The organism is Halobacterium bonnevillei (assembly GCF_009831555.1).
GTDB lineage: Archaea > Halobacteriota > Halobacteria > Halobacteriales > Halobacteriaceae > Halobacterium > Halobacterium bonnevillei.
In genome coordinates, this window is record NZ_WUUU01000005.1 from 40,197 (window position 1) to 52,915 (window position 12,719).

The 12,719-nt window shown below is 68.5% G+C and carries 15 protein-coding genes; 5 read left to right on the plus strand and 10 right to left on the minus strand.

The genetic code is table 11. The annotated features are described in order from the left end of the window. Window positions 1-9: 9 nt before the first annotated feature. Window positions 10-414: a plastocyanin/azurin family copper-binding protein gene (locus tag GRX66_RS01945; protein ID WP_159525012.1), complete on the plus strand. Its 405-nt coding sequence runs from the start codon at window positions 10-12 to the stop codon at window positions 412-414. Window positions 415-452: 38 nt separating this feature from the next. On the opposite strand, the gene GRX66_RS01950 is transcribed toward GRX66_RS01945, so the two are convergent. Together GRX66_RS01950 and GRX66_RS01955 are read right to left on the minus strand one after the other, a co-directional pair. Beyond that, entirely contained in the window at window positions 453-1,829 is a 1,377-nt protein-coding gene (locus GRX66_RS01950) for a class-III pyridoxal-phosphate-dependent aminotransferase (protein WP_159525013.1), read from the minus strand. Window positions 1,830-1,905: 76 nt separating this feature from the next. Further along, the gene (locus tag GRX66_RS01955) at window positions 1,906-3,213 is read right to left on the minus strand and encodes an MgtC/SapB family protein (RefSeq protein ID WP_325063912.1); all 1,308 of its coding nucleotides are present in this window, start codon (window positions 3,211-3,213) and stop codon (window positions 1,906-1,908) included. 150 nt (window positions 3,214-3,363) lie between these two features. On the opposite strand from GRX66_RS01955, the gene GRX66_RS01960 reads away from it, so the two are divergent. After that, complete coding sequence (locus GRX66_RS01960; protein WP_159525014.1) at window positions 3,364-4,548, plus strand: AI-2E family transporter; 1,185 nt, start codon at window positions 3,364-3,366, stop codon at window positions 4,546-4,548. A 14-nt stretch (window positions 4,549-4,562) separates the two neighbouring features. Here GRX66_RS01960 and GRX66_RS01965 read toward each other — a convergent pair whose 3' ends face one another. Together GRX66_RS01965 and GRX66_RS01970 are read right to left on the minus strand one after the other, a co-directional pair. Further along, on the minus strand, window positions 4,563-4,811 hold the full coding sequence (locus GRX66_RS01965) for a hypothetical protein (protein ID WP_233745243.1): 249 nt from the start codon (window positions 4,809-4,811) through the stop codon (window positions 4,563-4,565). 2 nt (window positions 4,812-4,813) lie between these two features. Beyond that, complete coding sequence (locus tag GRX66_RS01970) at window positions 4,814-5,092, minus strand: PadR family transcriptional regulator (RefSeq protein ID WP_159525015.1); 279 nt, start codon at window positions 5,090-5,092, stop codon at window positions 4,814-4,816. A 165-nt stretch (window positions 5,093-5,257) separates the two neighbouring features. On the opposite strand from GRX66_RS01970, the gene GRX66_RS01975 reads away from it, so the two are divergent. After that, on the plus strand, window positions 5,258-5,527 hold the full coding sequence (locus GRX66_RS01975; protein WP_159525016.1) for an amphi-Trp domain-containing protein: 270 nt from the start codon (window positions 5,258-5,260) through the stop codon (window positions 5,525-5,527). 130 nt (window positions 5,528-5,657) lie between these two features. After that, entirely contained in the window at window positions 5,658-5,849 is a 192-nt protein-coding gene (locus GRX66_RS01980) for a hypothetical protein (protein ID WP_159525017.1), read from the plus strand. Between the two features lie 437 nt (window positions 5,850-6,286). Here GRX66_RS01980 and GRX66_RS19370 read toward each other — a convergent pair whose 3' ends face one another. Then, the gene (locus tag GRX66_RS19370; RefSeq protein WP_201292879.1) at window positions 6,287-6,433 is read right to left on the minus strand and encodes a hypothetical protein; all 147 of its coding nucleotides are present in this window, start codon (window positions 6,431-6,433) and stop codon (window positions 6,287-6,289) included. 215 nt (window positions 6,434-6,648) lie between these two features. Here GRX66_RS19370 and GRX66_RS01985 point away from each other — a divergent pair, with 215 nt between their 5' ends. Further along, window positions 6,649-7,782 carry a citrate synthase gene (locus tag GRX66_RS01985; RefSeq protein ID WP_159525018.1) on the plus strand — a complete coding sequence of 378 codons (1,134 nt, stop codon included), beginning with the start codon at window positions 6,649-6,651 and terminating at the stop codon, window positions 7,780-7,782. 57 nt (window positions 7,783-7,839) lie between these two features. Here GRX66_RS01985 and GRX66_RS01990 read toward each other — a convergent pair whose 3' ends face one another. The 5 genes from GRX66_RS01990 to GRX66_RS02010 all read right to left on the minus strand — a co-directional run. After that, window positions 7,840-8,670 carry an alpha/beta fold hydrolase gene (locus GRX66_RS01990; protein WP_159525019.1) on the minus strand — a complete coding sequence of 277 codons (831 nt, stop codon included), beginning with the start codon at window positions 8,668-8,670 and terminating at the stop codon, window positions 7,840-7,842. A 110-nt stretch (window positions 8,671-8,780) separates the two neighbouring features. Then, entirely contained in the window at window positions 8,781-9,692 is a 912-nt protein-coding gene (locus tag GRX66_RS01995; RefSeq protein ID WP_159525020.1) for a DUF1028 domain-containing protein, read from the minus strand. A 90-nt stretch (window positions 9,693-9,782) separates the two neighbouring features. Beyond that, window positions 9,783-10,244 (minus strand): DUF7528 family protein, encoded by a 462-nt coding sequence (locus GRX66_RS02000; protein WP_325063913.1) that lies wholly within the window; start codon window positions 10,242-10,244, stop codon window positions 9,783-9,785. A gap of 169 nt (window positions 10,245-10,413) precedes the next feature. After that, a complete protein-coding gene (locus GRX66_RS02005; protein WP_159525021.1) occupies window positions 10,414-11,277 on the minus strand; it encodes a DUF7388 family protein in 864 nt (287 codons plus the stop codon). Window positions 11,278-11,473: 196 nt separating this feature from the next. Beyond that, on the minus strand, window positions 11,474-12,719 hold a 1,246-nt coding region (locus tag GRX66_RS02010), incomplete at its 5' end, for a hydroxysqualene dehydroxylase (RefSeq protein WP_159525022.1).

The following is a 12,719-nucleotide window of genomic DNA, read 5'->3' on the forward strand; positions in this document are numbered from 1 at the left end:
GTCTGCAACATGGAAGCCCGAACGCGACGAGCAGTCCTCGCTTCGACGGCAGGTGTCAGTGTAGCGGCGCTCGCCGGGTGCATCGGCGGTGGCAGCGACGACGAGGTGGACGCGCTGGACGCCCCCGAGGGCACGGAGGTCGTTGCGGTCGGTCCGGACGGCGAGTACGTCTTCGACCCGGAGGAGTTGACCACCGCCGCCGGGACGACGGTTCGCTTCGTCTGGCTGTCGAGCACGCACAACGTCGCGGTCACGAGCCAGCCCGACGACGCCAACTGGGACGGCCACGAGGCCATCGAGGACCGGGGGTTCTCCTTCGAGTACACGTTCGAGGCGCCGGGCCGCTACGAGTACGTCTGCACCCCACACCAGAACCAGGGGATGCAGGGCGCGGTCGTCGTCGAGGACGCCTGAGCGACGACCGAACTGTCTGGCCCGAGTCCGGGCCGGAGTCAGGCCACGTCTTCGCTGTGCGCGGTCGACGGGGCCGCGTGCCGGACCTTCGTATCCGCGAGCGCGTCGCCGAAGACGTCCATCGCGACGTCGATCTCCCGTTCGGTGACGTCCAGCGGCGGGAGCAGTCGAACCGTCTTGTAGCCACAGCCGAGCACGAGCAGACCGCGCTCCAGGCAGGCCTTCACGACGGCTTCGCGGCGGTCCTTGGTGTCGAACTCGACGCCGAGCATGAGACCGTTCCCGCGCACGTCGGTGACGAACTCGGGCGCCTCGTCCGCGAGAATCTCGTTCACCTGGCGGCCGCGCTCGGTCACGTTGTCGAGGAGGCCGTCGCTCGTGATCGCGTCGATGGTGGCCACGCCCTGCGCCGCGGCGACGATGTCGCCGGCGCCCCACGTCGAGGACAACCGTCCCGTCTCGTCGGGGAAGAGGTCCTCGCTGGCGATAGTCGCGCCGACCCGCAGGCCCTTCGCTGACGTGATGACGTCCGGGTCGAGGCTCGTGTGGTCGACGCCCCAGAGTTCGCCGGTGCGGCCGAGGCCGGACTGGATCTCGTCGGCGACAACGGGGATGTCGTGAGTCTGCTGGATGTCGACGACGTCGCTCACGAAGTCCTCGTTCGGGACGCGGTAGCCGCCCTCGCCCTGCTGGGGTTCGAGGATGACGTACGCGACTTCCTCGGGGTCGATGACGCCGCGGTCCGGGTGGAGCTTGTCCGCGACGACGTTCCCGCCCGGGCCGTTGGTCTTCCACCCGCACTCGCAGTCGCCCTCGCAGGCACAGTACGGTACGGAGACGATGCCGCCTATCTCGGGGAAGCCACGCCGCTGGACCGTCTTCGAGCGGTTCAACGAGAGCGCCCCGAGCGTGCGCCCGTGGAACGCGCCGTCGAACGTGAACGCGCGGTGGCCGCCGTTCGCGTAACAGATCTTGATGGCGTTCTCGACGGCTTCCGCGCCCGTGTTCGAGAGGAACACCGTGTCGAGGCCGTACGACTCGGTGAGGTCGGTGAGCCGGTCGAGCAGCTGCGTGGAGGTCGGCACGTCGGGGTCTTCGGGCGGCCAGCCGCCGCTGGCGTAGAAGTCCTGGCCCGCGATCTTCGACGGGTCGACGAGGTCGAACTCCGCGAGGCGGTCCACGATCTTCGGGTTGTTGTACCCGAACGGAGCCGCGGCGACGTGGCTCGTGAAGTCCATGAGGACGTTGCCGTCGACGTCCGTGCAGAACGGCCCTGCGGCCTCCTCGGTAATGTCCCAGACGAACTCGTAGACGTACGTGCTCGGCGCAGCGTGCTCGTGGTGATACGACACCCACTGCTCGGCCTTGTCGCCCGGCATCGACCGGACGCTCGGCTCGGCGGTCTCCCTGTCCATGGAAAGACTTGCCCGGCCGCCCGGTAAAAGCGATTCGTTACGGTTCCCGCAAATCTCGCAGACGTGGCTGCCGGTCTCAGGCGGCGACGAACGCCGTCGCGATACCGCCTGCGGTGAGGAGGACGACGCTGTAGCCGGCCACGCGGTACGCGAACGGGCGGTTCGAACTCGTCGCGGTGAGCGCCACCTTCACGCCGATGGAACTGGCCGTCGCGAGGAGGACGGCGATGGTCGCGGACGTCGACGAGATGGCGCCCGTGCGGTAGAGCACGATAGCGGACGTCGTCGCGCCGGCGCTGGACACCAGCCCCGAGAGCACGGCGGTGACGTAGAGGCCCGCCGACCCCCACTGGGTCTGTGCGAGGCCGCCCGCGACCACGACGACGAGGAACATCGCACCGAACCCGAGCGCGTTCCGCATGGAGAACGGACTCTCCAGTTCCATCTCGACGCGGGTCCGCCAGTCCGCGGTCACCGCGGCGACCGCGACACACCCCACGACGATGACCGCAAGTGGGATCGTCGCTTCCACGAGCACGCCCGCCGAGAGCGTGAACACGACGACGATGAGAAGGTTCCGGAGCGCCATCGCGGCGTTCGCCAGCAGGACGCCCGCGACGGCATACGACGACGCTTCCGCGTGCTGGCTGACGTGGTCGAGCATCGTCCCGACGACGGCCGTCGAGGACGCCAGCCCCCCGAAGAAGCCTGTGACGGCGATGCCGCGGCCGCCGTACGTCTTCACGATGACGTAGTTCAGGATGCCGATGCCGGCGACGAACACGACCATCAGCCACACCACGCGCGGTTCGACCTCGACGGCGTACTCGCCGCTCCCGAACCCGACGTTCCCCGCGGGCAGCAGCGGGTAGACGACGAACGCGAGAATCGCGAACTCGAACGTCGACCTGAGTTCCTCGCGGGAGAGCCCCCACGCGAACCCGTGCAGTTCGCGCTTGAACACGAGCAGGAGGCTGCTCGTGACGGCGACGACCGTCGCGGGCAGCACCGCGCCGACCGCCACGAGCACGCCGACGCCGTACGCAACGAGCATGCTCACTGCGGTCGTCAGGTGGAGGCCTTCGTCTTCGTTCCGCATCCCCGAGACCATCAGGACGCCGGCGACGACGATGACGAACGCCGCGCCGACGCCTGAGAGGTACGGCGGGCAGACGACGTCGGCGGCGCCTTCGCATCGCGCCGTGTCGACGAGCGTGAAAATCGTCCCGAGGACGCTGACCAGCGCGAACGTCCGGATTCCCGCCGCCTTCTGGGACCACTCGCGCTCCAGCCCCAGGAACAGGCCGAGCGCGACGGAGAGCGCGATGCGGACGACGTCGCTATCCACGGGCGCGTCCGCCAGCAGTTCCAGTGTACCGGGCACCCCTCTGGATTCTCCACCCCCGTGTAAAAACGTGGGGGCTTCTGTGCGCCAGGGTACCGTGTGGCGTCGGCTCCCCGTCCCTCGCTGTTCGCTTGCCCGTGGACGACACCAGGGAACCTTTTTAGTCGATTGCTGTCGCCCATTCACGTAATGGACGCTCCCGAGTTCGACCGCGCCCGCGCCGTCTGGTGGACGCTGGCAGTAGTACTCGCCGGCGTGTTCGCGTTCACCGTGTACTCGTTCATCGGGACGTTCGTCCTCGGCGTCTTCATCTACTACGCCACGCGCCCCGTCTACCGGCGCCTGCAGCGGTGGGTTCGGCCGCCGACGGTCGCGGCCATCGTCGCGCTCGTGACGCTCGCGCTCCCCGCGATGCTCCTGGCCGCGTACACGACAGCCGTCGGTCTCCAGGAGCTCGATCAACTCCTCACCACACAGGACGTGGACCTCGGTGCGCTGGGCGCGCTCCTGGAACCGTACCTGGACGTCTCCAGCGTCGTCCAGGACCCGGAGGCGTTCCTGAACCAGCCATCCGTGCAGGACGCCCTCCAGAAGACGGCGGACAACGCCCTCGACTACATCGGGTTCCTGACGTCGTTCATCGTCCACATCTTCGCGGTGATCATCATCGCGTTCTATCTGCTGCGCGACGACCACCAGCTCGCGGCGTGGTTCCGCAGGCGGTTCACCGACGGCGCCGGTGTCAGTACCGCGTATGGGCGAGCGGTCGACAACGACTTCTCGAACATCTTCTTCGGGAACATCCTGTTCGCGTTCGCCACGGGCATCATCGCAGCGGTCTCCTACTGGACGCTCAACGCGTTCTCGCCGGCGTCCATCGCCATCCCGTACCCGGTGTTGCTCGGGCTTGTCACCGGCGTCGCGAGCCTGATTCCGATCATCGGCATCAAACTCGTCTGGGTGCCGTTGGCGGGGTGGCTCGGGGTCGTCGCCGTCCAGCAGGACGCCGGCTACGGCTTCGTGGCGGTGTTCGTCGCCGTCGCTGCAGTCATCGTGGACTTCGTTCCCGACCTCCTGTTGCGGCCGTACGTCTCCGGGCGCAACCTCCACCTCGGACTCGTCATCCTCGCGTACGTCTTCGGGCCGCTGCTGTGGGGATGGTACGGCCTCTTCCTCGGACCGATGGTGCTCGTGCTCGTCGTGCACTTCGTCCGCCTGGTGCTCCCCGAACTACTCGCGGGCGAGCAGATCGAACCGGAGCCACTGGGGCGAGACGTCTGGACGGACGGGCGACACGGGACTGTGCAGACGAGAGTTTCGGACTTCCGGACTGACGGCGCGAGCGAAGACGCCGACACCACCAACACGAACTAAGAGACCGTCGCCAGCTAGCGTCGCCGGAGCCGTGTACCGTCGCGGGGGCAGTACTCGAAATCGGGTGTTCTGGTCCGGAATCCACACTCCGGACACTCGTGGACGGTCGGTTCGGAGTCAGACGAGCGCTCACGGAACAGCAGGGGGACGAACGGGACGGCGAGGAAGAACAGTCCGACGCCGAACACCTTCCACACGACCACGCTGACGAGGAGGCTGGCGAGTACGCCGGCGGCGGCGGTGGCGACTCGCGATGAGACCACGGTCAGTCGAGGTCGACGTACTGTCGTTCCCACTCGCGGCGGGCCGCGATTTCGCGGCGGCCGCGGCGCGTGAGCGTGTAGTAGTTGGTTCGCTGGTCGAGCTGGCCCTTGTCCACGAGGCCCTTGTCCACGAGCGTGTCGAGGTTGGGGTACAGTCGTCCGTGATGGATTTCCGACTCGTAGTACTCTTCGAGTTCTTCCTTGATCGCGAGGCCGTGTGGCTCGTCTAATCCGGCGACGACGTAGAGGAGGTCGCGTTGAAAGCCTGTCAGGTCGTACATATGTCCTGCACTCGTTACGACTTCTGTCTCTGAAAGCATAAGTATGGGGGATTGAGGTGCCGCTGCGGGATTGCCTGCCCTCGTTTACGAAGGTGACATGTCCGGTCGTCGGACTGAAATTGAAACGGACAGCGGCGTTACGCCATTGCCTCACGACTACCTCGCATGCGCGAAGAGATCCGCTTCGAACACGAGCAGCGTCGCTCCCGGTCGGAGGCAGCGGACTACCCCCGCGCAATCGCGGACAAACTCGACGCCGGCGACGACGTCACGCTGTCGGCCGCCGACAAGTCAGTCACGCTCGGTCCCCCGGAGACCGTGGACTTCGAGGTGATAGCCGGGCGTGAGACGTCCAGCGGCGCTGACGAACTCAGCATCGAAGTCGAACTCGAGTGGGGCGAAGACGACGTGGACGGCGAACTCGACGTCTCCTGAAGCACCCTGTGAACCCGACGAGTCCCGCGAACAGATACGAACGCCGGTGGAAATCCCCGCTCTAGGGCCGCCATGGGCGCCCACGACCTCGAGGACACTTCCTCGATGGCAGTGCGTCTGCGCCGCGCGGTTGGAGGGGCCGAACATCGCGGCCGCGTCCGTCATCGTTCCCGTGCTGGAGTCGGTCGGGAGCGTCCACGCGGCAATGCTCGGACTCGCCGAAGCGTCCGCGGGCGTCGTTCCCAGTCTCCGGATGACGCCGGTGGCGAGGCTGTTCATCTGCCGGCTGTTCCAGAACGTCTGGCCGCAACTCCGCTGGTAGCGCAGTCCGGCCCCCACACTCGCGACCGGGTCGCCAGAGAATCGCAGGCCAAAGCGGCGCCAGCGGCTGCCACGGAGCGGCAATCCAGCCCGGGACGTATCCGGTGCCACGGGGCTCCTCGACGAACCGGTAAAGCGTGTCCTCTGGAGATGACAGGTCGCTCGGCTCGCCGCCCGCTGACCGCACCTCGCTCAAAGTGTTCATTCACAAATACGAGTGGCTACAGCACGTTGGCACGACGCCGACAGCGTCTCGCACGAACGCAGCGCTGTCGCTTTACTGAGTAGCGCAACGGAAAAGGATGCGAGGCCGGAAAATCCGGCCCCGCAGCCGCCCTGAATTGGTCCCCGCTGACGCTTCGGCCCTCCAAAGCGAAGCGTCACCTGAATCAAAACGCGGCACGATAATAAATCTATCCCCGGGCGAAAGGCATGCCGCTACATGTGTTCTTCTTCTAACACCCAACCGAGTGCACGCCGGTAGTAGGTGAACATCTGGCGGACGCCCTCGTGGTTCATGTCCTCGGAGTCCAGCTCCTCGACGAGGAACTCGTACTGCTCGCGTATCTCCTCCTCGCTGCGCATGCCCCAGTGTTGCCACCCCAGCCGTATCAATCACCGCCACGTCCCGCGGCAGAGCCGGGCTTGCTCGTGGACCGCACCGACCACGTAGCCGCCCGTCGCCAGACCTGACGCCGCGCCGCCCAGCCAGCTCGCCCCGCTCGCGTCTGCGACTCGACTCCCGGACTCCCTCGCCGTCAGGCGTAGTTTCAAGCACTGACCGTCGAAACCGTGACCACATGACTGCCGACCTGCAACGCGGCCTCGAAGGCGTCGCTGTCGCCGAAACGCGGCTCTCGCGCGTCGACGGCGACGCGGGCGAACTCACGATCGCCGGGTTCCCGCTCGACGAACTCGCGCCCAACGCCACCTTCGAGGAGACGCTGTTCGCGCTCTACGAGGACCGTCTCCCCGACGCCGACGAGCTCGACGCGTTCCAGACAGAGCTCGCCGAAAAGCGCCACGCGTCCCAGGAAGCCATCGACACTGTCGTCGCGGCAGCCGACCGCGGGCTGCCACCCATGGACGCCGTCCGAATGGGAACCGCAGCAGCGTCGCTCACCCGGGACGGCGACGAGGACCCCCGGACAGACGCAGCCCTCGCCGTCGCCCAGCTCCCCACCGTCGCCGCCGCATACGAACGCGCTCGCGACGGCGACGACCCGGTCGAACCAAGGGAGGACCTCAGCCACGCCGCCAACTACCTCTACATGCTCGACGGCGAGGAACCCAGCGCGGAGCGCGTCCGCGGCCTGGAGACGTACCTCAACTCCGTCGTCGACCACGGGCTGAACGCGTCGACGTTCACCGCCCGCACCGTCGTCTCCACGGAGTCCGACGTCATCTCCGGCGTCACCGGCGCAGTCGGCGCGCTCAAGGGCCCGCTGCACGGCGGCGCCCCCGGTCCCGTCCTCGACATGCTCGAGGACGCCGCGACCGCGGACGACCCCGGCGACGTCGTCCGCGAGACGCTCGACGCCGGCGAGCGCGTCATGGGGTTCGGGCACCGCGTCTACAACGTCCGCGACCCCCGTGCCGCCGTCCTCCAGGACGCCGCCGAGTCGTTCTACGAGGGCCGCGACGAGACGGCGTTCTTCGACGCCGCCCGAGAGTTCGAGGACGTCGCCGTGGACATCCTCGCCGAACACAAGCCCGACCTCCGTCTGGAGACGAACGTGGAGTTCTACACCGCCGTCCTCCTGAACGGCGTCGGCGTCCCCCGCGACATGTTCACGCCGACGTTCGCCGTCGCGCGCGCTGGCGGCTGGACCGCCCACTGCCTCGAACAGCTCGAGGACAACCGCCTCATCCGGCCGCGAGCCAGCTACGTCGGCGCCGAAGACCGCGAGTGGACGCCCGTCGACGAGCGGTAGCCCCCGCCGGCTGGGCCGCTTGGGATGCGGTCGACACAGAGAACCGAACGCCCGCTGTCAGTGCTGCTGCCCCGGAACGGTCGCTGCGAACGACCGGACGACGTCGACGAAGAATTCGGGGTTGTCGAGATTTGCGGCGTGGCCCGCGTCGGGCACCTCCCGGCGGAGGACGTCCGGAATCTCGTCCTCGAACGTGTCCGCGTGCGCCCGCAGCACCGAGGGCTCGCGCTCGCCGTACAGCACCAGCACTGGTGCCGTAATCCTCGTGAGGTCGACGCTCGTTTCGTGGAACGACGCGACCGCACGCGCGACTTTCGTGAACTCCGCAGTCGTCACCCGTGGACCGTCGCCGCGGACCGCCCGTACCGCGCCGTAGTCACCGCTGACGCCCGAACCGTGGAGACGCACCTGCAGCCAGACGAGCGCGCGCTCGACGCGCTCGTACCCGAGGACGCGAACCGGGTAGACCGCCATCCGGAGTAACAGCGACCGCTGCAGCCACTCGCTGCGGCTGTGTAACGTCGGCCCGAAGGTGTCCGCGAGCACGACGCCCGCGACGGCCTCCGGGTGGGACGCGGCGTACACCTGCGCGATACACCCGCCCAGCGAGTGCCCGCAGAGCACGAACGCCTCGAGGTCCAGCGCCTCGACGAGCGCACGTAGGTCGTCCGCGAACAGTTCGATGGAGTACGTGTCCACCGCCGATCCCCCGGTCCGGCCGTGCCCGCGCGCGTCGTACGTGATGACGTCGTAGTCCGCGGCCAACTGGGTAACCTGTGGCGCCCACTGGGAGTGGTCCAGCAAGGCTCCGTGAACGAACACGAGCGCCTGACCGGACCCGTGGCGCTCGTAGTACGTCTCCACGCCGTTGGTCTCCGCGGTGGGCATACCGAGGTCTACGCGGTGCGGGACGAAGTACCCGATGCAGAACAACTCGAAACCGACCGCCGGAGCAGCACCACGCCGCCCCCGCCGCGCGGCGCATCGACCGGGCGGCGTTACTTCCGGTCGAGGCGCGAGAGGCCGTGCCAGATTGCGTTGACGACCTGTTCCTCGCCGTCCCCGTCCGCCTGCGCCCAGCCGCGGGCGAGCGCGTCTTCGAGCGCGTCCAGGTCGTGGTTCTCGAAGTTGTTCATGCCGCGGAACGCCTCGAGGGCGTCCCGGGCGTCCTCGTCGAAGTCGCCGCTGGGCGTGCCATCGTAGAAGCCGAGGTCCGCGAGCGTCCCCAGGACGGCTTCGGCGGTCTCGCCCTCGAGTTCGGCGTACTCGTCTGGGTCCTCGCGCTCCAGGAGCGTGATGTCGTAGATGCGGAACACGCGCTCAAGTTCGTCGATCGGGGCGTCGTGGTCGTCGACCCGCACGTCGATCCATCGGTCGTTCCCGCCGTCGTAGCCACCCTCGGGTTTTGCGACGTAGAGCGCGGCGGACTGCTCGCCGCGCTGGTCGCCGCCCGCCTCGTTGCCGGCGTGGAGCGCGGCGATGAGTTTCTCCGGCAGCCCACCCTGCGTCTCCTCGAAGGTGTCGGCCATCGCGTCGATGGTCTCGCGGTTCTCCAGGATGTTCCCCTGGACGGTGTAGGTGTCGCCCTGCCGGTCGCTGGCGTGGTCGAAGCACTCCTCGCCCGTGAACGCCGCGACGGAGCCGTCCTGTCCGACGACTCCGACCTGTCGCTGGGGCGCATCGTCGTCCTCGCTGGTGAGTCGCTCGACGACCTCGTCTGCGTCGTAGCCGTCGCGGAGCAAGTCGAGTCCGTCGGGGCCGTACGCGACGTTCGCGAAGCTCTGCGTGGCGACGGCACCCGCGTCGGCGCTCGCGAACGGCACCACGGCCCCGACGCCGACGAACTTCGACTGCACGGCGACGCCGACGGCGTCGGTGTCCGGGTCGCGCGCGACGATGGAGAACGTCATACGCGGAGCCGTGACGACGCGCGGACTAAAGCCTACGCCTCGCCCACGGCCGTTGCCGTCTTCGCTCGCGTCACCCCGGGCTGCTGTCGGCTACTGGTCCACCTCCGCGTTCGCGGGTGCTTTCCGCGCGGTGAGCGGTTGCCGGGACGCGAGTTCGCACGCGAACCCCGGGTGTTCGACGAAGTGCCACAGGACCATGTGGCGGCGGCCGGCGGTCAGTCCGGTCGCGGAGAGGTCCTCGGCGGTGAACTCCGCGGGCAGACGGTCGAACAGCCGTCGGAGCGCGCCGAACGAGTCGAAGACCTTCCGGTTGCCCGCGGAGTCGGCGCCGCGGCGTTCGACCACGTAACTGCCGTCAGCGCGGTGGACACCCTCCGTGTTCAGGAACGTCTCACGAGCAGTGAGCGCGTCCTCGAGACACTCCCGGAGCTGGTCGGCGTCCTCGCGGGAGAGAAGCAGTTCGTCGCCGCCGACGGAGACCGCGACCCGGTCGCCGCGTCGGTGCGCTGAGGGGCTAGGCGAGTCGGAGAATTTCTCGACCAGCCGCGTCACCGCGGCTTACGCTATCCTCGGCGGCCGGAGTCGTCAGGTTCTGACTCGGCATCGTGGTCGAGAGTTGTGGGGACCGGCACATAAGTTCGGCGGTGCGACAGATTCCGACCGGTGCCCGGTACGGTTCGGTAGATTGCCAGCCGGCGCCAGGTGGCGGCTCGCAGACCACTCAGTCGTCGGCGACGTCGTGAACCCACTCAGCGACGTCCGTCACGACGTACTCGGCAGCGTTCCCGGGGAAGTACAGCGCCGCCATCCCGGACGGGTCGTACCCCTCCTGCATGTAGTGGTCGACGTCCTCGTAGAACTCGACGGTGCTGTCCTCGCCGAGGTCGTGTTCGCACCACTCTTCGTAGTGTTGCTCGTGCATCTCCGCGATTTCCGGCTGGGTCTCGGGGTCCGCGCGGCCTGCCTTCGCGACGAACACGGCCGCGTCCAGTTCCGCTGCCGTCTCCGCGGTCGTCACTTCGTCCACGCTGTCGTGCCACCGCCCGGGTTTCCCGAGAATCTCCTCGTCGAGGTCGTAGTCGCCGTCTGCGACGCGGCGGAACGTCTCGCGTTTGGCTTCCAGTTCCGCCTCCTGTTCCTCGGTGAGGTCGCCGTCAGGTTCGATGCTGTACCGGAGGAACCCGAGGTCGTCCGCGTCCATGCCGGGGTCGGCGGGGCCGTCGATGGAGACGATGCCCGCGACGCCGCCGTGCCGGTCGGCGATGCGGGGCGCGGCCATCCCGCCCTGGCTGTGGCCGGCGACGAACACCCGCCCGAGTTCGGGCGGGATGGCGTCGGCCAGCGAGTCGTCGCCGAGCGGGTCGAAGCCGTCGGCGCGAACGGGCGCCGTCACCCGGACGGTGCGGTCGCCTGCGAGCGCGGTGAGCGCGTCGAACTCCGGGAGGTGCTCGCGGCCCTCGTAGTCGACGACCACCGTCTCGACGGCGTCCTCGAGGTCCGGGATGCACTCGAGGTCGTGTTCGCTGGGTTTCAGTGCGACTGCGTCGACGCCCGCGACCGCGGCGTGGCTGTCGCTTTTCAGCACGACGAACCACCCCGGGCCGCGAGACGACGGTGTGACTCAGTACAAGAGCGGAACGCGATCTATCGTCTCTGCGACCATGGTGGTGTAATACTCGCGCGCAGGCAAAAGCGTGTCGCTCACCCCAGGTACGGCCGGAGCCGAGAGTACGTGCAGATCGCGCCGGGTGGGCCTGGCGCTGCGGGCGAGTCGCGCCGAGTCAGGGTGCGATGCTGCGCGCGAGCCGCCACGCGTCGTGGCTGGCTTCCCCAGGATGGGGAAGGCCGAGGTTGTACCGGAGTTCGTCCTGGCGCTTCAGCGGGTCGAAGACGCTGGGTTCCTCCAGCCCCCACGTCTGGACGGGACGCGCGCGAACAGACGAGCGGCTCAGGACGGCGTTGGCGGCGTGGCGGCCGGCCTCGTTGGCCGCCTCCATCGTCGCGAGGTCAGTCTCCACGCGGACGTAGTCTGCTGCGAGCACGAGGTTGTCGGCCGCCGTGCCGGCTTCGGGGCGGTGATGGAGGCTCCCCACGGTGTTGATGACCAGCGGCGACCCGTTCCGGAGGCCGTCCTCGCCCTGCTGCAGTTCGGGGTCCAGGAGGTGCGTGACGCGCGCCTCGTCCGGCAGGACGTCGGTCCCGACGTGGGCCTGGAGTTGCGCCCAGATCTCCGCGACGGCCTCCTCGCGGGTGCACTCGCGGCCGGGCTTGTCGTAGACGATGCCGGGGGTGTCCCAGTCCGAGGCGATGACCGATAGCACGCCCTCGACGCCCCCGTTCGAGCGCTCGCTGGGGTCGTGGTCGGCCCAGAACTGCCGCTGGCTGATTGCCGTCAGCGCCCACGGCGAGTCGAGGAAGACGGCGTGCCCGGTGGCGAGTTCGACGTCGCGGTCCAGGTAGAACTGGACGCCGTTCATCCACGCGGTGTCCACGCGCCGCGTCCCCGACAGCGAGGGCGCGGCGCGCTCCAGTTCGGGCGTCACCAGGTCCGCCATCACCTCGACGGGGACCGCCGCGACGTAGTAGTCCGCGGTCGCGCGCTCGCCGTCGACCACCACGGCGGTCACGCGCTCGCCGTCGCTCTCGATGGCCGTGACGGGCGCGTCGGTGTGAATCGTGACGCCCTGGTCGCGCAGGTACGCCGCCCACGGGTCCAGCCAGACGTCACTCGTCGGGCCGTCGAGCACGCGCTCGGCGGGCCTGTCCGGATCGAGTTGCCCGAACAGCAACTGGAGGTAGATGGAGCCGACGGTGCGAGCGCTCCCGTCCTCCGGCCGCAGCGCCACCAGCGACTGCGTGGAGCGCGCGAGGTGCTTGCGGTACGCGGGCGACATCTCCGCGGCGTCGATGAACTCCCACCACGACGTCGACTCGAAGTCGTCCTCGCGGCGCTGCCGGCAGCTCGTCGCGAGCACGGCGAGCCGCGACAGGAAGTGCGCGATCTCGCGGTTCGGGAACGTCCTCCCC